This is a genomic window from Simiduia sp. 21SJ11W-1, assembly GCF_024138675.1.
GTDB lineage: Bacteria > Pseudomonadota > Gammaproteobacteria > Pseudomonadales > Cellvibrionaceae > Simiduia.
Genome location: NZ_CP090959.1, coordinates 898,812 through 916,441, shown reverse-complemented (window position 1 = coordinate 916,441; position 17,630 = coordinate 898,812). Strand labels below are relative to the sequence as shown.

Below are 17,630 nucleotides of genomic sequence, written 5' to 3'. Positions count from 1 at the left end.
AAGCGGGCCGTTAATCGCGGCGCCAAAAATCGTAAAAATTGCCCCACTGCAGAGGGTAGCGCACGGCGTAATGGGCAAGCTTATCGGCATAGGTTTGCACGTAACCGGCCAGTGAGCCCAAGCGATCGCTGCGCTTCATTTTAAAGCGCTCGGCCAACGGCTCTACATAAATGTCGTAGCGCTGGCCGGTTTTTACCGCACACAAAAAAAACACCGGCCGCCGAAGCAGTGCCGCCAATACAAACGCGCCCTGGGGGAACTCCGCCTCGGCGCCCAAAAATTGCGCGGGCATTTCGCGTTTGCGCGCGGTATCAGAGCCCCTGACTGGCGTGCGATCTGCGGCAATGGCCACAAATTCACCCGCGGCAAGTTTTTCTTCAAGGGCCATGGCCGTGGCCGGAGTGACGGCGGTAACCGGCACCAAATTTACACGCTCGGCCTGCTCTTTGGCGCTCAACAGGCTGTTAAATTTTTGCGCATGCTCGGTGTGCACCAGTACATTTACCCGCGCCACACCCAGTTGCTCTGCCAGAGATTGGCACACTTCGGTATTGCCCAGGTGCGACACCAACAACACGGCACCGGTGCGCGCGGCAATGTTATCGAGTAGCAGCTGGCGCCCGTGCATCACCACCTCGCCTTCAAAAGCGTTTTGCCACACGGCCAGTTTATCGAGCGCCATATCACCAAAGGTGAGAAAGTGCCGCAAACTTTGCCAAAGGGCATGCAAGCCCCTTTTGGGTGTGCGCCCGGCAAAGGTGTCTGCGCGCTGTAAGAAATCCAGCGAGGCCCGGCGCGCAGCCCGCCTGCGCACAAAAAAGTACACAATCACCGGCCATAAAAATACCCGGAACACCCGCCGTCCAAACAACCGGAAGCACGCAAGCAGCAGGCGAATGCCCCAAACAGCCCCTGCCTCTGCCATTTCAGACCAATGCGCCTTCGCACTCACAGGCAGCGCCCCCGGCGGGCTAAGCCCAGTAACCACAGTGGCGCGCGCCACAGCATGCCAAAAAACAGCCGCGTGTGCATGCAGCTGATCAGCCAGTTATCCAGCCCCGGCAAAAAATGCGACACCCCCTGCTCAGGGTAGTGTACCGCTGTAGGCAGATTAACGAGATCGCCGCCGGCCCAAAACCAGCGCACCAGCACCTCGGGATCAAAATCCATGCGATTGCCGGTGTAGGCATTGGCGAGCAGTGCACACACTGGTGCCAGCGGGTAGACGCGAAAGCCGCACATGGAATCTTTAATGCCAAGCGAGAGGGTGTTGATCCACACCCACACGTGGGTAAGGTAGCGCGCATAGTGGCGCAAGGTGGGCACACTGGTATCGTATTCGGGCACACCACAAATCAGTGCAGCAGGTGTACGTGCAGCTGCCGCTAAAAAGCGCGGAATATCTTCCAGGTTGTGCTGGCCATCGGCATCCACCTGCAAGCCGTGGCTGTAACCCATCGCCAAGGCAGCTTGCAGGCCAGCTTTCACCGCCCCACCCTTGCCGCGGTTTTGTGCCAGGCAAACCAAATGCACCTGTGCATGTTCATCTGCCAGCGCCTGCATCACTTGTGAGCACGCAGGCCCGCTGCCATCGTTCACCAGAATAACCGGCAGCTCATAGGTGAGCACCTTGGCGAGCGTGGCGGGCAGCAAGGTTTCGTGATTGAAAACCGGAATAACAATACAGGGCTTCACTGCGCTGGCACCATGCGCCCGGAGGCAAATTTTTTGGCGTTATTTTGGGCGCAAACGTAGCTGAAGCCCAGCCGCTTGCGCGCCTCATCAAGGGTAAGGGTTAGCCGCACGGTATCACCCGGGCGAATCACCTGCTGGAATTTAACCGCCTCCATGCCCGCAAGCCGGCTCAACCAGTTACGGGATTCTGGCCACAGGCTGAGCGCCTGCTCGCGTGCCCAGGTAAGCTGCACCACGCCCGGCAAAATGGGCGCCTCGGGAAAGTGGCCCTGAAACCAGAACAAGGTGGGCTGAATATCGAGCACCAGCTGCCACTCGTTGGGCGCAAGGGCCTGGGCGCTGATAATGTTGGGCTTGCGTGACTGCATGGTGATTTCCGGCGCCTGGGCGCTTTTTCTAATGCGTGGTTTTTGTTATTCCGCCTGGGGTTGCCCGGCGATCAGGGCATCCAGATCGGCGAGGCGCATTTTACCCTGACTATTGCGCGGCAGCTGCCCTAAAAAGCGCCAGCGCCGGGGGCGCAATGGCCGCTCTAACACCTGGGCGAGCAATTGCGAAAGCGCCGCTACTAGCTGCTTGCGGCCTTCGGTGGCAAGCTCTCTGGCGCCAGTTGGCGACAGCACCAGTAACACCACCAGTTCATCGCGCTCGGCCACCTGTGAGCTGCGAGAAACCGGCTGCACGCGCACATCCTGCACCCAAGGCGAGGCCAGCAGGGTGCGCTCAAGCTGTTCTAGTGCCACGCGCTTGCCTTCAATTTTTACAATGCGATCGGCACGCCCCAGCAATTCAAACCCTGTGCCCTGCAGGCGGATTACATCGGCGCTGCGATACCAGTCATCTGCGGCCAGAAACGGCGAGCGAATCAACATTACAGACTCCGCATCAGGTTTAACCTGTACAACCTCGAAGGGCTGCCAACAGGCTCCTTGCGCATGCTGGATACGCCAACCAATGCCGCCGGTTTCGGTGCTCCCCAGCACCTCCAGGATATCGCTGCCAAAACAACTGTTGGCCGCGTAACTGGCGCGGGCGCTTAAGGGCGCGCCCGAGCTGAATACAATTTTGGTGCGGCCAGCGGGAATAGCCAGTGGCTGCGGCAAACGGGCGAGATGTGTGGGGCTGGATACCAGTACAAAGGCCTGCAAATCCACGTGCAGCAGGTCTTCCAGAAACTCCAGAGTTTGGCGGGCGAAGGGGCGCCCAGCCGCCAGCGGCCACAGCACCCGAAACAACAAACCGTATATGTGTTGATGGCTTACCGTGGCCAGCACCGGCGCACACCCAAGCGCCCCACCGAACTGGCGCTCTAATTGCTCGACTTCAAAAGCCAGCTGGCACAGCTGCTTGGCTACCTGCTTGGGCTCACCGCTACTGCCTGAGGTAAACAGCACCAAACGCGCCGCAGCGGGCAGGCACCAGCCTGCAGGCAATGGCAATGCATCAGCCGCCGGTGCGAAGGGCGCCACATCTGGCGTGAGTGCTGGAAATTCACCAACAAAATCATCCACGCGATCCTGCAACTGGCCAGTGGTGGCGGGCAGGTTATTGGGGGCCAGCCACACTTCGCGCCCGCACGACCAAAGCGCAAACACTGCCGCGGCGAACTCGGCGCTATCGGCCAGAAATACAGCCACCTTTATACTTGCCGGGCGCGCGCTTATCGCAGCGCGCCAGCGTGCCACTTGCGCAAGCCAATCCTCTGCGCGAAGCACACCACTGCCACCGTGCGCCACCGTGGCATTAGGTGCCGCCTGCAGCGCAGCCAGGGTTTGATAGAGCTTCACGGTTTGGGCCTCCCGGTGTCACCGGTGGGTGCAGGCTGTGTGGCCACATCGGTCACACCGCGCGCGTGACGACGCTGGTGGCGCAAACGCACCAGGTATTCCACCAGAGCCAACAGCCCCATGAGTACATAGGCAACAAAGCCGTTGTACAAAAGCCACAGCTCTTGATCGCCCCACCACACGGTAAGTGCCGCCATGGAACCATTGAACAGAAAAAATCCGCACCACACCCAGGTTACCTTGCGGGTATAGGCAATGGCGGCCACGGGCAAATTTGGGTCTTGCAGGCGCGCTAGGCGCTCCACCAATGTTTGCTCCTGCAACAGGCTTGCGCCAAATAACAGCAACAAACTCAGGTTGATGGCCACCGGGTATACCAGCAACCCAAGAAGGCTATCGGCCCAGAGTGAGAATGCCGCCAGCAACGCCACCAGGCCCAGCCACACGGCCTGCAACCAGCCGGGAAAGGGCGTACTGCCAAACCAGCGCAGTAACGCCAGGCATAACAGCACCAATACCAGGTAACGGGGAGAGAAGGTTTGCGCACCAAAATAGATGGCAAAAGGGTATAGCAAGCTCAAGCCCGCAAAGATCCCTTTTCCGAGGCTGCTCATGGATTTACTTCACAAGAGTTTCAACAACATCCACAACATCTGACACAGTGCGCACGGCTTTAAAATCGTCGGGTTTGATTTTTTTACCGGTGAGGTTTTTAAGCTCAACCACCATGTCTACGGCATCGATGGAATCAATATCCAGATCATCGTAGAGGTGTGCCTCCAGGGTAACCTCGGCGGCATCAAGTTCAAACATATCAACCATAATATTTTGGATGGTTGCAAAAATTTCTTCACGGGTTTCCATTAATTGGCCCTCGCAGATTCTACGAATTTGGCCAACGCCGTGACCGAGGCAAAATGCTGGCGGGTTTCTTCTGAATCTGAATCGAGCTTTACACCGTAGGTTTTTTGCAACGCCAAACCCAGCTCCAGGGCGTCGATGGAATCCAGCCCCAGGCCCTCCAGAAATAACGGCTCGTCTGACACTATGTCATCGGCTGTAATATCTTCCAGATCCAGGGTGTCGATAATCAGCTGCTTAAGTTCTTGCTCTAGCGCCCGCATAGTGGGTCAATTCCTCGGTAAAATATTGTTCTAATCGCTTGGTTAATTGCCTGGCAGCCAAACTGGCGGGTATGTCTGCCTGCATTTCTAATTCGCCCGGCGCAAGCTGAGGCTTTACCGCCAGCGCCATGTGAAACGGCCCAGTGGGCGGGATCTTATACCAGGGCACATACTTGGTTAGCGTGGGCGGCGTTACCACTATCACCACCGGGCGAATGGGTAAATTCAACCGCAAGGCCACGTTGGCGGCGCCGCGCTGCAGTTTCAGCCGCTGGCCTGGCACTGTGCGCGTACCCTCGGGGAAAATAATCAGGCTATTACCCCGCGCGAGCGACGCCCGAGCATCTTGCAGCACTTGCTCGGGATTGTCATTGGCAATGTAGCCGGCAAGCTTAATGACCGTGCGCATAAACGGGTTGCGCAACAAGCCCCCCTTCACCACACAATCGGCCCGTGGCAACAGGCCAATCAACAACACCACGTCCACAAGCGACGGGTGATTAGCCAGAATCAACTGCCCGGGCGCCTTCAGCCGCTCTAAGCCTTGCAGTGAATAGGTCATGATGCCCAATGCGCGCATCATGTTGATAAAAAAGCGGAAGTGAATGTGCACAAGCCAGCGCGCCCGGCGCTCGCGGACCTCGCCTGCGCGGGTCATCAGCAGCCAAGGTACGGCGTACAAGGGCACAATGAGCCCGCCCACGCCGAACAGGGTGAAACTAAACCCGGTAGCCACTAACCGCCAGCACCAGTTGATTTTTTGGCCTACTTTTTCCAGTGCCATCTCTGCAACTCACCTTCGAGCGTAAGCGCAGGCTGATCGCTCGCCAACCAACGCAGCCACGCCAATCCATCGTCTAACCCGGGCGCGCAACTCGCCTGCTCCCAATTCCCTTGCAAGCACATAGCTTCATTATGGGCAGCCCGCCTAAGCCGCATCGTCAGTGCATAGGCAGGCAGGGGCTCGCTTGCGCCATAGGCCTCCGGCAGGGGCTGATCGTAAATCACCACCAAAACCGAGGCCGCGCCAGCCATCAACTGGCCCCAGGCCTCAAGCACCGCCGATGAAACCAGCTGATCATGGGCGGCAAGGGCGGTCATGGGCCCGCGGGCTTTCTTGGCGATGGAGAGCACGCCGGCTACGGCATTGTGTACCGACATGCTGAAAGCCGCAGGCGACAAGGGTTCACCAGCATTAAGCTCTCCCATAAGCTGCAGGGTGCGGCCCTGATCACCGTGGCGGGAGGCAAACACCATGGGCTCTGTAGACCCCTCGGCAATCATATCCCAGCTGACGGCGGCCACTTGGCGACCCACCCCATTCAAGCGCCGGCGCATCATGGCGGGCACCGCAGTCACATCGGGTTGTTCGGCATTATTCGGGGCCAGTTGCCCGGCAGCCCACTGGCGACAGGCCTCTACGCCTTGAATGCCAGGCAGCCACGCATTCCACTGGCTTACCGCCACCGCAATACCCTGTGCCTGCTCTGCCGCTGATTCCGCCACGCAATTCCCCGAAAACACCCTCACATTTAGGGCGATACAAAACCCGCCATTTTACAAGTTGAACGGCCGTGCGGAAAGCGATGTGAACCCGTGAACGTCAAGTCAGGCAGATTATTTTAGGGCGGGAGAATTAAAAGCGGCGACACAGGGCATTTCGGGGAGAAAAACAGCTGGATCGAGGGGGTATAAGTGGGCAGGAAAAGTGCCAAAGCCTGCAATTTAGCAGACTTTGGCACACAGCTTGGCAAAGGCTATAAATCAGGCGTTCGGGCGGTACACCAACGCCACTTGTACAGGCACCTGGGTGGCAATGGAGCTCAGCTTGGCCACAGCCTGCAGCGCCTGCACACCGGCCGCCAGGCCAAAATCCGCAGCCTGTACCAGCACCGGCGCCAGGCTCACTACGCTGTAGCCGCCACCTGCCAAAGCCGTTACCCGGCAGCGCGCACTCAGGGTTTTACTGGTGCCGTGCAGCGTGAGGGTGAGCGGCTGGTCGATATCCAGAAATTCACCGGGCTTTAGCGCCAAAGCTTTTAAATCCACCTTTGCCGCCACTTGGGCCGAGGCAAACTTGGCAGTGTTAAACAGCATTTTCTGCATGCGCTCATTGCGAATGGCAATGCCTGTTTCCACTGAGGCGAGATCAATATTCAGCGTTGCCTCACCGGCGTCATTCATCGCGCCTGTGAGCTGGGTGAAGTGGTGAACTTCAGTCACGGCTGCATTTTTGACAGACACAAATTGCACAGATGACGCCTTGGCATCCAGCGCCCAATCGGCCCACGCCCACTGCGACGCCATACAGCCCAAAACCACCCACATCAATCGCTTCATAAAAATCTCCTTGTATGCATGTTAACCAGCGCTCGCCCGTACGCATTGACCTAGCAAACCCCGGGGAAAAAGACGCTATAATTTGCCAAATGACAGGCAGCGCCGCGTTACAAATTTACGCGCCAACCACACACCGCCGCCCACAGCGTTATACCACAGGGAGCCCCCATTGCCAGCGGACATTCAATTCTTCATTGCCCAACAGGCAACGCTCGACAATTGGCCGGCACCCAACACCTGGCTCGGTGAAGATGAAATAGCCCGCTATGTTGCCATGGGTTCAGAGGCCAGGCGCACTGAATTTTTGCGCGGCCACTGGCTGATACGCTTAGCGGTAGGTTATTTAACCGGCCGGGCGCCGGTCAGCTTTGAAATTCGTCAACCGGAAAAATCTCCGCCCATTTTTGCAGACGTGCCGGGCTTGATTACCAGCCTGTCGCACTGCAAAGGCTGGCTGGCGCTTTTGGTGCTGCAAAACGAACACACGCCCACCTTAAAAGTAGGCATTGATATCGAAACCGAAAGAGACAGGCCAAACCTTGCGCGCTTGGCCGAGCACAGCTTCGGGGCAGACTGGCTCAACCGCCATCAAGATCAATTACAGCCGGCTTTTTTTGAACGCTGGACCCAATGCGAGGCAGTGGTGAAAGCCAGCCACCTGCCATTGGGCACCAAACTGCTGCGCCAGCAGCGCTTTGCAGCCACCAGCGAATGCAATGAAGGTTTGTGGCTGTACCACACCCGGCTGCAAGAGCAACCACCGCTGCACTTGAGCCTTGCCACACCCTACCCGGTCAAACCCGAAGGTTTCCAATGGGTGGGCCACAAGTTCAGCGCCATCGGGCCAACGCTTGCCGCCACCCGCGCGCCCATTGGCACCCACGCACCGGCTTAAGCCGAAGTACCTCTAGCCGCACCTGCAAGCGCCACCTTGAATCACGCGCTAATCGTCGTCGTACTTGCGTTCTTTGCCAATTAAATTGCGCACATGCTGGTATACGCCCCGTGAAAACGCCTGCGAATAGCTTTCCAGGAAGTCCACACCGGAAAGAATAAACACCACCAGCACACTGAACTTGAACGCCACAAATAATTTACCAATGGCAATGCACACGCCAATGGCAGAAAGCACCCAAATGGCTGCGGCCGATGTAACCCCCAACACCACACCCTTGCGCGCAAGCATCACACCCGCCCCCAAAAAGCCCACACCGGTAATCACCTGGCCAATAATCCGCGACGGATCCGTCATATGCGACGACACACTCATAGACGCGGTGATAAAAATATAGGTGCCCAACACTATTAAAATAGAGGTGCGAATACCCACAGGCTTGCCCCTCAGCTGGCGCTCCAAGCCAATCACCCCACCACTGGCCAATGCCGTACCTACGGCTGCCCAATCAAATGGCGCTATACCCAGTATTAGCTGCCAATCCATGCCACCTCCTATTATTGTTTAAAGCCCGGTACACAGGCCGCAATACCTATTGTAGCGCTGCGGGGCAGCGCGCAAAACCGAAGGATTATTTTATTTGGTTCCACTTGCATGTTTTTTCTTGACCGGGTAAAAAATTGGTCTTAACTTTCGCCACCTCAAACGTCCATGCTGGCACGCTCCACCCACAGCTGATACGCTGATTTTTCAGCAGCCCAAGTGAGGATACGGATAGAGAGTTAGCAGGCCCCCTGCACCATTCTCGGGCGTTTACTGGTTTCGGCTTGCCGCAACCATTACACAGTGTCTCAAAGTTCACCAAAATTGGAGCGACTACCAGCATGCAACAGCGAATCGACGTCAACGATTACTTTTCACCCGAAGCCTTCCAACGCATAAAAACCCTGGCCGACACACAGGAAACCCCGTTTGTTGTGATCGATAAAGCCACCGTTGAAACGCACTACGACGATTTGGTTGCAGGCTTTCCCGTTGCCAAAATTTACTACGCCGTAAAAGCCAACCCCGCCGATGAATTAATTGCCCTGCTAAACAACAAAGGCTCAAACTTCGACATTGCCTCTATTTATGAATTAGACAAAGTCATGAAGCACGGCGTAGGCCCCGAGCGCATCAGCTTTGGCAACACCATTAAAAAGAGCAAAGACATCCGCTACTTTTACGATAAAGGCATTCGCCTGTTTGCCACAGATTCAGAGGCAGACCTGCGCAACATCGCCAAAGCAGCACCCGGCTCCAAAGTGTACGTTCGCATTTTAACGGAAGGCTCACAAACCGCAGACTGGCCGCTTTCACGCAAATTCGGCTGCCAAACCGACATGGCAATGGATTTGCTGGTAATGGCTCGCGATCTGGGCCTCACGCCCTACGGCATTTCATTCCATGTGGGCTCTCAGCAGCGCGACATCGGCGTGTGGGATGCAGCCATTGGCAAGGCCAAGGTTATTTTCGAACGCCTGAAAGAAGAAGATGGCATTGAATTGAAGATGATCAACATGGGCGGCGGCTTTCCGGCAAACTATGTAACCAAGGCCAACAGCCTGACAACCTACGCTGAAGAAATTACGCGCTTTTTGGAAGAAGATTTTGGCGATGACATGCCTGAAATTATTCTAGAGCCCGGCCGCTCGCTGGTAGCCAATGCGGGCATTTTGGTCAGTGAAGTGGTGCTGATTTCCAAAAAATCGCACACTGCGTTAAACCGTTGGATTTTTACCGATGTGGGTAAATTCTCTGGCCTGATCGAAACGATGGATGAATCCATCAAGTACCCGATTTATGTAGAAAAGACGGGCGAGCTGGAAGAAGCGGTTATTGCAGGCCCAACCTGCGACAGCGCCGACATCATGTACGAAAACTACCTCTACGGCCTGCCCCTCAACCTGGCCATTGGGGATCGCATGTACTGGCTTTCAACCGGTGCCTATACCACAAGCTATTCAGCCGTTGAGTTTAATGGCTTCCCACCGCTTAAAGATTTTTACGTTTAGCGGTAAAGCCGGCGATTACCCCACTGCTGTCCAACAAATCTACAGGCATGGAATATGGGGCGGAGTTTGTGACCGTCACCCGCATGGACGCCTTCCATGGAGACTTAAACTATGGGACAACATTGGCGATTAGCCGGCTTTTTATATCTGGCTTGCAGTACACCAAAGGCTTTTTACATTGCCTCTGAAACAAAAGTATTTGATTTGTAACGGAGCCAAGCAATAGTGCTTGAGTGCTTGGCTGTGAATTTAACTTTTGCTATGTAACGTTCGATCTATAACCGATATATAACTTTTCGTTAATAACACTGTTCGCTGTACCAAAGGGCAAAAAGCGTGTTTAACCGGCAATGGCCCTAGCGAACAACACTGCCCCACAGGTCGTATTCATCCGAGTGTTCAATGGCAACATTCACAATATCGCCAGGCGCCACATCGAACTCATCATTAAGGTAAACCACGCCGTCAATTTCCGGGGCGTCGCCTTGTGTGCGGCCAATGGCGCCTTCTTCATCTACCTCATCAATAAGCACGGGCAAAGTGCGGCCTACTTTTTTCGCCAAGCGGGCAGTGCTGATTTTTTGCTGGGTTTCCATAAAGCGCTCCCAGCGCTCTTGCTGTACGTCTTCGGGCACATGGTCTGGCAGATCATTGGCCGTTGCGCCATCAACGGGGGAGTATTTAAAACATCCAACGCGATCGAGTTGCGCCTCTTCCAGGAACTCCAGCAACTCCTGGAAGTCTGCCTCGGTTTCCCCGGGGAAGCCCACAATAAATGTAGAGCGGATAGTGAGATCCGGGCAGATTTCACGCCACTGCTTGATGCGGTTCAGCACCTTTTCCGAATGCGCCGGGCGCTTCATTAATTTCAAAATGCGCGGGCTTGCATGCTGGAACGGAATATCCAGGTACGGCAGAATTTTGCCTTCGGCCATAAGCGGAATCAATTTATCAACGTGAGGGTATGGGTACACATAGTGCAGGCGCACCCACACGCCCATCTCACCCAGTGCCACCGCCAAATCCTGCATGCGGGTTTCAGAGCCGCTGGCCAAATCCAGTTTGAATTTTACATCTACCCCGTAGGCGCTGGTGTCTTGTGAAATTACCAGCAACTCTTTGGTGCCCTGGCTTACCAGGTCGTGCGCCTCTTGCACTACATCGGCAATCGGGCGGCTGGCCAAATCGCCGCGCATGGCGGGAATGATGCAAAAACTGCAACGGTGATTACAGCCTTCTGAAATTTTTAAATAGGCGTAATGGCCGGGTGTTAATTTTATGCCCGCAGGCGGCACAATATCGTGCCGGTGTGGATTCATGGCCTCGTTGGGCACATATTCATGCACAGCGTTCATCACTGTGTCGTAATCTGCCGGGCCGCTCACGCTCAATACTCCGGGGTTGGCCGCCTTGATGGCCTCGGCATCTACGCCCTTGCCCATGCAGCCGGTCACAATAACCTTGCCGTTTTCTGCCATGGCCTCGCGAATGGCATCCATGGATTCCTGCTTGGCGGAATCAATGAAGCCACAGGTATTCACCACCACCACATCGGCGTTATCGTACTCTGGCGCCACTGCATAGCCGTCGAGCTTGAGCTTGGTAATGATGCGCTCGGAATCCACCAGCGCCTTGGGGCAGCCGAGTGATACAAAGCCGACAGTGGGTTGCTTGGACGTCATGAAAAACCTCAGGGGGTAGGAGCAGAAAGGGCGCACATTCTACTGGCTTGACCTGCCGATTGCAGCCCCAAACTGGCCATATTTTAAACAATTTCGCATCTGTGCAAGCCCCGGGGCTAATGCCATACTGGCAAGCACTGCATGGGAGGGCGCATGACTCATCGGTTACTGAATATTGCACACCGCGGCGGCAACTCGCTGGGGCCGGAGAACAGCCTGCAAGCCATTGAGGCAGCGGTTGCACTGGGGGTAGACGCCGTAGAGATAGATCTCTGGGCACTGGCGGGCAAGCTCTGGGTAACCCACGACAGGCGCCTTGGGCGGGCCCTGCCGGGCCAGGGGCTGCTGCAAACACTCCAAGCCGAGCAGCTGGCAGCACTCAGGTTGCCCAATGGCGAGCCCCTGCCCCAACTGCACGAGGTGTACAACCTCACCCGTGGCCGCTGCTTGCTGAACATTGAAATCAAAGGCCCGGATACCGCGCCTTTGCTGTGCGAGTGGATTGCCCGGCAGCTGGGCTGTGAGGCGCGGGCAGAAGATTTTCTGATCTCAAGTTTTGATCAGGTGCAGCTGCTTTATTGCATGCAGCGGCTGCCCGACATTCGCCGAGCACTTTTGGTAGAGGGTATTCCACTGCGCGCGGCCGAGCTGTGCACGCAATTGCAGGCCTACAGTTTTAACCCATCAATTAACTTCATTAACCGGGAACTGGTGCGCGAAGCACACAGGGCAGGCATGAAAACCCTGGTGTATACGGTTAATCACCCGGAAGATTGGCAATGGCTCTACGACTTAGGCGTAGACGGGGTGTTTACCGATGTACCCGAGCAATTAAAAACCTGGGTGCCTAGCGGTCCTTAACATCCAGATACCCGCGTTGAATGGCGGTTTCAAAGGACTTTGAGCCCTCCACCAAATCCAGAAAGCGACTCCGCAATTGGGCGAGCGCCTGCATTTCATCATCGGTGGGCAGGTTATCGGTGCCGGCATACTGCGATGCCAAATCGTGCAAATGCTTGAGGTAAGTGGCGCGCGCACGGGCCACCAATTCTGCCATGGGCTTTAACTGCTCAAGGGTAAGCTCATCCAGAATCGGATTAATAGCCGCGCGGTTTGCCTCGCGCAGCAAGCGCTCAAATTCCATTAACAGGCGGTTAGTGGGTATGGCCATATCACACCTCCTCTATGGGTGTTGGCATCAATGCGTCATCAAGGGCGTGCATTAAACTTTCAAGGCTTTCGTGGCCATCCTGGCACAGGTCTGCCTGGCAAATCACCCCGGTGTTTTCATCCATCACCATCACCTCTGGCGGATGAAATTCCGAGCTTGTGGGTACGCGGTAAACGTACACCTGATCCTGATATTTGGCGTGCAGTTTTGCCTGCCAGTCACTCATTGCCTCATCGCCCAGCAAAAGAATCACAGGCTTTGGCAGCAAGCCTTCACGCATGGCCTGCAATAAGGTGTAGTGGGTTTCCGGCTGGCGGCGCAGCAAGGGCATGGCGTGGCTCACAGTGGCATTGGCGGCATCCACATAGCGCGGCTCGGCGGTGAGATGGCCAAAGCGGATGAGTGCAAGCGCGGCTGCGCCATTGCCTGCCGGTGTCATGGTGTCGGCAAAGGGTTTGGGTTTAAAGGGTAAGGGTTCGTGATCGTGCGCCACAAAAAAGAAGCCGCCCAACACATCATCGTAAAAATGGTTTAGCAGCCCCTCTGCCATGTTGCGCGCCATGTGGTAGTCGCTATCGCGCCACTGCACTTGCAGCATGTCTAACAGGGCCAGCAACATGAACGCGTAATCATCCAAAAATGCCGGCAGCCGCTCGCCACTGCGCTTCACAATGCTGAACAGGCGCTTGTTGTACCAGTGGCGTTTTACCAGCGCATCCATCAATTCCTGCGCCTGCGCGATGGCTTGCCCATCACCCAGATGGCGAGCCACCTGCGCCATGGATTTACACAACAAGGCATTCCAACTGCAAATGACCTTTTCATCGCGCGCCGCCAAGGGCTTTTGGTAGCGCAGCACACGCAGTTTGTCGCGGGCACTTTCAAACAATTGCGTTGCTTGGGCCATGTCGATGCCGGCGCGCTCGGCGGCGTCTTCAGGCGGGCGAATGCAATGCAGCAAAAAGTCCTCGTTGAGCTTGCGCTCTAAACCGTAGAGCTCATTTAAGAAGGTGTATTCGGCGTCGGTTACCGCCGTTTTGATTTCCGCGCGGGTGTAGCTGTAGGCGGTGCCGTCACCATCGCCGGTGCTGCTATCAAGGCTTGCGCTGTATCCCTCTGGCAAAGCCAGCACGCGGCGCATCCACATCAACGTTTGGCGTGCCACATAACCGTACAGCGGTGCCTTAAGGCGCGCGCCCGCAGCAGCGAACAGGCCCAATACAATGGCGTTATCAAACAGCATTTTTTCGAAATGCGGTTGCTCCCACTCGGCATCGGTGGTGTAGCGGAAAAAGCCGCCATCTATGGCATCGTGAATAGCCGAGGCGCCAATGTGGTTTAAACTCAGGCGCAAGTGCGCCTCGGCGGGCAGAGCCAACTCCGAGGCCTCGGACACGGTTTCAAGTAACCGGAACAAACTGAAGGGCAAAATAAATTTTGGCGCGCCGTTAAAGCCGCCGTGTTTGGTGTCTGCCTGTTCCAGCAGCCTGCGCGTGGCCTCGTGCAGCAGGTACAAATCGGCAATTTCCGGCGCATCGGATTTGGGCAAATCGTTTAAGGCCTTGAAGCTTTTACCCATTTGGTCGCGCAAGTTCTGGAAATCTTTATGTTGCTCGCGGTAAAAGTGATTCACCCGGTACAACAAATCCTGAATGGGAATGCGCCCGTGCGCAGGCTCGCGCGGGAAATAGGTGCCCACCACAAAAGGTAAAAATGTTTTGGGGCACAAAAATACCGTGAGCGGCCAGCCGCCAGGCTGGCCGTTGAGCAGCTGGTGCGCGGTTTGAAAGATATCGTCTAAATCTGGGCGCTCTTCTTTATCAACTTTTATGCTGACAAAGTGCTCGTTCATTTGGGCGGCAATCTGGGCATCGGAAAAGGATTCCCGCTGCATGACCTGGCACCAATGGCAGGCCGAATAGCCTATTGAAAGCAATATGGGTTTATCGAGACGACGGGCGGCCTCGAGGGTTTCTGGCGACCAGACTTGCCAAGCCACCGGGTCTTGGGCGTGCTGCTGCAGGTAGCGGTTTTCCTGGTCTTTTAATTCGTTGCGCAAGCTCATTGAGCGCTGTCTTCCCTCTCGTCCAGCTTATAGGTAAGGCGATTTATTGTGCGCCGGAAGTCTAGAGCATAGCACTTGGGGGCCAATAGAAAGCGGTTCCCAATCAATACCTTAGCTCAAAATGCAAAATAGCCGATGAATGGTTATGAGGGCGCTGTACGCAGGCGGGCCAAGGGGTATGACAGCAACGCAACCGGCTGCCCCGCAAGCATTGCCTCGCGCACCAGTTGCCAGCCCAAGCGGCGGTAGTAGTCACGGTGGCTGCGGGTGTAGAGCAAGACTTCGGGCGCGCCTGACTGCGCAGCTTGCTTGAGCAGGCTGGCAATGAGCGCGGCACCCAATCCCTGGCCGCGCGTGCGGGGGTGCACCCAAAGCTCGGACAGCCAAAGGCTTTTGGCGCAGGCCAGCAAGCCCTGCTGACGCCTTAAGGTGGCAGCCCCCACAAGGCTTTGGGCCCTGTGGGCCACCAGGGTGAATGGTGTGGATGCAGTGCCTTCAAGCTCGACTTCAAGCTCGACTTTAAGCTCGACCTCAAGCTCTGCTTCAAGCGCAGCCTGCCCGGCCGCCAGATTGGCGCTTAAGCCTTCGCGGGCGCGCTCGTGGGCGCGCAGCCGGGCCAGTTCAGGCAGCCATTGGGGTGCTGCGCGCAACGGCATACACTCAACGCCGGCAGGCCATAGCATCCTCAGCCTACACTTGGCAGCGCTTCACCGTGGGCCTGCTTGTCGGCATGGTAAGACGAGCGCACCAGCGGGCCGCAGGCTGCGTGTTTAAAGCCCATTTCGTGGGCCACGCGGGTGTATTCGGCAAACTCGTCCGGGTGTACGTAGCGGTCTACCGGCAGGTGGTCTTTGGAGGGCTGCAGGTACTGGCCGATAGTGAGCATATCCACATCGTGCTCACGCAGGTTCTGCATCACCTTAAATATCTCTTCTTTGGACTCACCCAGCCCCACCATCAGGCCGGATTTGGTGAGCACATCGGGCCTGCGCGCCTTGTATTGCTTCAAGAGCTTCAGCGACCAGGCGTAGTTGGCGCCCGGGCGTGCCTGGCGGTACAGGCGCGGCACGGTTTCGAGGTTGTGGTTAAACACATCGGGCGCTTCGGCTTCCAGAATATCCAGGGCGATATCCATACGCCCGCGGAAATCCGGCACCAGTACTTCCACCTGTAGGTTTTGCGACAGCGCCCGCGCCTCGCGGATGCAATCGGCAAAGTGCTGGGCGCCGCCATCGCGCAGGTCGTCGCGGTCTACCGAGGTGATCACCACATATTTAAGGCGCATTTCGGCAATGGCCTCGGCAAGCTTTAAGGGCTCATCGGCATCCAGCGGGTTGGGCTTGCCGTGGCCCACATCGCAGAAGGGGCAGCGACGGGTGCATATTTCACCCATGATCATGAAGGTTGCCGTACCGCCGCTGAAGCACTCGCCCAGGTTGGGGCAGTTGGCTTCTTCGCACACAGAGGCCAGCTTGTTTTTGCGCAGGATCTTTTTAATGCGATCCACCTCGGGGTTAACCTCCAGGCGCACACGAATCCAGTCGGGCTTGCGCTGGGGGCCATCTGTGGCAATCACCTTAACGGGAATTTTCTCTAACTTGTCGGCATCGCGCAGCTTTTCGCCCTGTTTGAGCCGCTGACTGCGCTTAACGGGTAGTTCTACAGCTAGCTCTGATGGGGTGTTTGAATCGGTCATGATTGATCCTCTGGCCGTGCGTCGGCGTGAGTGTGGCCGGCATTGAGCGCCGCCTGTAAATTGGGGTGCATCTCGCGGGTGTGGGTAACGCGGGTATAGCCTAACTGCCGGGTAAATAATGTGGCCATTTGTTGGGCCACGGCCTCTACACTGGGGCGCTGGCTGCTTAGATCGGCCAGCTGGGTCATCTGCAGGCCCTGGTAGCCGCAGGGGTTAATGCGCCCGAAGGGGGCTAAATCCATATCCACATTCAACGCCAGGCCATGATAACTGCGGTGCTTACGCACTCTTAACCCCAGCGAGGCAATTTTGGCGCCGGTGTAACCGGGCAAATCTACGTACACACCGGGTGCATCGGCCTTGGGGTAGGCGCTCACACCGTAGCTGGCCACTGTATCTACCACCAGCTGCTCTATGGCCGTTACCAGGTCGCGCACGCCTAGGCCGCGGCGTTTGATGTCTATCAAGGGGTAACCCACCAGCTGCCCGGGGCCGTGGTAGGTTACCTGGCCACCGCGGTCTACCTTTACCACCGGAATATCGCCGGGCATCAGTAGGTGCTCGGCCTTGCCGGCCTGGCCCTGGGTAAATACCGGCGGGTGCTCAAGCAACCACAGCTCGTCTACCGTGCTGTCGTCGCGCTCGGTGGTTAACTCAGACATAGTGCGCCACACAGGCTCGTAGGGCACAGAGCCCAGCCAGCGCACAATCAACTCAGGCGCCTGGCTCAATTACAGTACCATGCGCACAATGGGGTTCTTTTTAAGATCCTGGAAAATGGCCTGCAGTTGATCTTCGCCGGTGGCGGTAATCATTACCGTGAGCGACTGAAAGCGGCCTTTGCTGGAATCCCGAGCGGTCACAAGCCCCGGATGAAAGCCTTCCACATGGCGCGCCATCACTTCGTTAACCAGCAGGTGCAACGCCTCGCCGGCATCGCCCATTACTTTAACGGGGTAGTTTTCGCAGGGAAATTCGATTTTTGGGGGTTCTTGCTGGGACATCAGCACCGGTACCTAAGCGCATAAAAATGGGCAAAGATTATAGCGCTTTGGCCGTGCGCCCTCTACCACTGTGGCCAAACTGCCCCGCCCCCGCGTCAGCAGGGGCAGGCAATGGGT

General features: G+C 56.6%; 21 protein-coding genes. 3 read left to right on the top strand and 18 right to left on the bottom strand.

Features of this window, described 5'->3' with window-relative positions:
• Positions 1-10: 10 nt before the first annotated feature.
• The 10 genes from L1F30_RS04055 to L1F30_RS04010 all read right to left on the bottom strand — a co-directional run bounded on the left by L1F30_RS04055 (position 11) and on the right by L1F30_RS04010 (position 6,946).
• The gene (locus tag L1F30_RS04055) at positions 11-952 is read right to left on the bottom strand and encodes a hypothetical protein (protein ID WP_253359729.1); all 942 of its coding nucleotides are present in this window, start codon (positions 950-952) and stop codon (positions 11-13) included.
• On the bottom strand, positions 949-1,695 hold the full coding sequence (locus L1F30_RS04050; RefSeq protein ID WP_253359727.1) for a glycosyltransferase family 2 protein: 747 nt from the start codon (positions 1,693-1,695) through the stop codon (positions 949-951). The genes L1F30_RS04055 and L1F30_RS04050 overlap by 4 nt, the downstream gene beginning before the upstream one ends.
• Entirely contained in the window at positions 1,692-2,063 is a 372-nt protein-coding gene (locus L1F30_RS04045) for a 3-hydroxyacyl-ACP dehydratase FabZ family protein (protein WP_253359725.1), read from the bottom strand. Before L1F30_RS04045 ends, L1F30_RS04050 begins: the two co-directional genes overlap by 4 nt.
• A 45-nt stretch (positions 2,064-2,108) precedes the next feature.
• Positions 2,109-3,482: a class I adenylate-forming enzyme family protein gene (locus L1F30_RS04040; protein ID WP_253359723.1), complete on the bottom strand. Its 1,374-nt coding sequence runs from the start codon at positions 3,480-3,482 to the stop codon at positions 2,109-2,111.
• Positions 3,479-4,096, bottom strand: a complete 618-nt coding sequence (locus L1F30_RS04035; RefSeq protein ID WP_253359721.1) for a hypothetical protein — start codon at positions 4,094-4,096, stop codon at positions 3,479-3,481. The genes L1F30_RS04040 and L1F30_RS04035 overlap by 4 nt, the downstream gene beginning before the upstream one ends.
• 4 nt (positions 4,097-4,100) lie before the next feature.
• On the bottom strand, positions 4,101-4,346 hold the full coding sequence (locus tag L1F30_RS04030) for an acyl carrier protein (protein WP_253359715.1): 246 nt from the start codon (positions 4,344-4,346) through the stop codon (positions 4,101-4,103).
• Entirely contained in the window at positions 4,346-4,606 is a 261-nt protein-coding gene (locus L1F30_RS04025) for a phosphopantetheine-binding protein (protein WP_253359713.1), read from the bottom strand. Before L1F30_RS04025 ends, L1F30_RS04030 begins: the two co-directional genes overlap by 1 nt.
• Complete coding sequence (locus tag L1F30_RS04020) at positions 4,581-5,390, bottom strand: 1-acyl-sn-glycerol-3-phosphate acyltransferase (protein WP_253359711.1); 810 nt, start codon at positions 5,388-5,390, stop codon at positions 4,581-4,583. Before L1F30_RS04020 ends, L1F30_RS04025 begins: the two co-directional genes overlap by 26 nt.
• Positions 5,372-6,112, bottom strand: a complete 741-nt coding sequence (locus tag L1F30_RS04015; RefSeq protein ID WP_253359710.1) for a beta-ketoacyl synthase chain length factor — start codon at positions 6,110-6,112, stop codon at positions 5,372-5,374. The genes L1F30_RS04020 and L1F30_RS04015 overlap by 19 nt, the downstream gene beginning before the upstream one ends.
• 258 nt (positions 6,113-6,370) lie before the next feature.
• The gene (locus L1F30_RS04010) at positions 6,371-6,946 is read right to left on the bottom strand and encodes a YceI family protein (RefSeq protein ID WP_253359708.1); all 576 of its coding nucleotides are present in this window, start codon (positions 6,944-6,946) and stop codon (positions 6,371-6,373) included.
• Between the two features lie 169 nt (positions 6,947-7,115).
• Between L1F30_RS04010 and L1F30_RS04005 the strand changes: the two genes are divergently transcribed.
• Positions 7,116-7,841, top strand: a complete 726-nt coding sequence (locus tag L1F30_RS04005) for a 4'-phosphopantetheinyl transferase superfamily protein (RefSeq protein WP_253359706.1) — start codon at positions 7,116-7,118, stop codon at positions 7,839-7,841.
• Between the two features lie 48 nt (positions 7,842-7,889).
• Here the strand turns inward: L1F30_RS04005 and L1F30_RS04000 are convergent, their stop codons facing one another.
• Entirely contained in the window at positions 7,890-8,387 is a 498-nt protein-coding gene (locus L1F30_RS04000) for an MgtC/SapB family protein (protein WP_253359704.1), read from the bottom strand.
• A 338-nt stretch (positions 8,388-8,725) separates the two neighbouring features.
• On the opposite strand from L1F30_RS04000, the gene L1F30_RS03995 reads away from it, so the two are divergent.
• A complete protein-coding gene (locus tag L1F30_RS03995; RefSeq protein WP_253359702.1) occupies positions 8,726-9,895 on the top strand; it encodes a type III PLP-dependent enzyme in 1,170 nt (389 codons plus the stop codon).
• Positions 9,896-10,251: 356 nt separating this feature from the next.
• On the opposite strand, the gene rimO is transcribed toward L1F30_RS03995, so the two are convergent.
• On the bottom strand, positions 10,252-11,577 hold the full coding sequence (gene rimO, locus L1F30_RS03990; RefSeq protein ID WP_253359700.1) for a 30S ribosomal protein S12 methylthiotransferase RimO: 1,326 nt from the start codon (positions 11,575-11,577) through the stop codon (positions 10,252-10,254).
• Between the two features lie 153 nt (positions 11,578-11,730).
• Between rimO and L1F30_RS03985 the strand changes: the two genes are divergently transcribed.
• The gene (locus L1F30_RS03985; protein ID WP_253359698.1) at positions 11,731-12,438 is read left to right on the top strand and encodes a glycerophosphodiester phosphodiesterase; all 708 of its coding nucleotides are present in this window, start codon (positions 11,731-11,733) and stop codon (positions 12,436-12,438) included.
• On the opposite strand, the gene L1F30_RS03980 is transcribed toward L1F30_RS03985, so the two are convergent.
• From L1F30_RS03980 to L1F30_RS03955, 6 genes are all read right to left on the bottom strand, one after another.
• The gene (locus tag L1F30_RS03980; protein WP_253359696.1) at positions 12,425-12,748 is read right to left on the bottom strand and encodes a hypothetical protein; all 324 of its coding nucleotides are present in this window, start codon (positions 12,746-12,748) and stop codon (positions 12,425-12,427) included. The two genes, L1F30_RS03985 and L1F30_RS03980, sit on opposite strands and share 14 nt — an antisense overlap.
• A gap of 1 nt (position 12,749) precedes the next feature.
• Complete coding sequence (locus L1F30_RS03975; RefSeq protein ID WP_253359694.1) at positions 12,750-14,813, bottom strand: thioredoxin domain-containing protein; 2,064 nt, start codon at positions 14,811-14,813, stop codon at positions 12,750-12,752.
• A 143-nt stretch (positions 14,814-14,956) separates the two neighbouring features.
• Entirely contained in the window at positions 14,957-15,469 is a 513-nt protein-coding gene (locus tag L1F30_RS03970) for a GNAT family N-acetyltransferase (protein ID WP_253359692.1), read from the bottom strand.
• Between the two features lie 29 nt (positions 15,470-15,498).
• Positions 15,499-16,509, bottom strand: a complete 1,011-nt coding sequence (gene lipA, locus L1F30_RS03965) for a lipoyl synthase (protein WP_253359690.1) — start codon at positions 16,507-16,509, stop codon at positions 15,499-15,501.
• Positions 16,506-17,240, bottom strand: coding sequence for a lipoyl(octanoyl) transferase LipB (gene lipB, locus L1F30_RS03960; protein WP_253359688.1), 735 nt, complete (start codon positions 17,238-17,240; stop codon positions 16,506-16,508). Before lipB ends, lipA begins: the two co-directional genes overlap by 4 nt.
• Positions 17,241-17,513 (bottom strand): YbeD family protein, encoded by a 273-nt coding sequence (locus tag L1F30_RS03955; RefSeq protein ID WP_253359687.1) that lies wholly within the window; start codon positions 17,511-17,513, stop codon positions 17,241-17,243. It abuts the gene before it with no gap.
• Positions 17,514-17,630 lie beyond the last annotated feature (117 nt).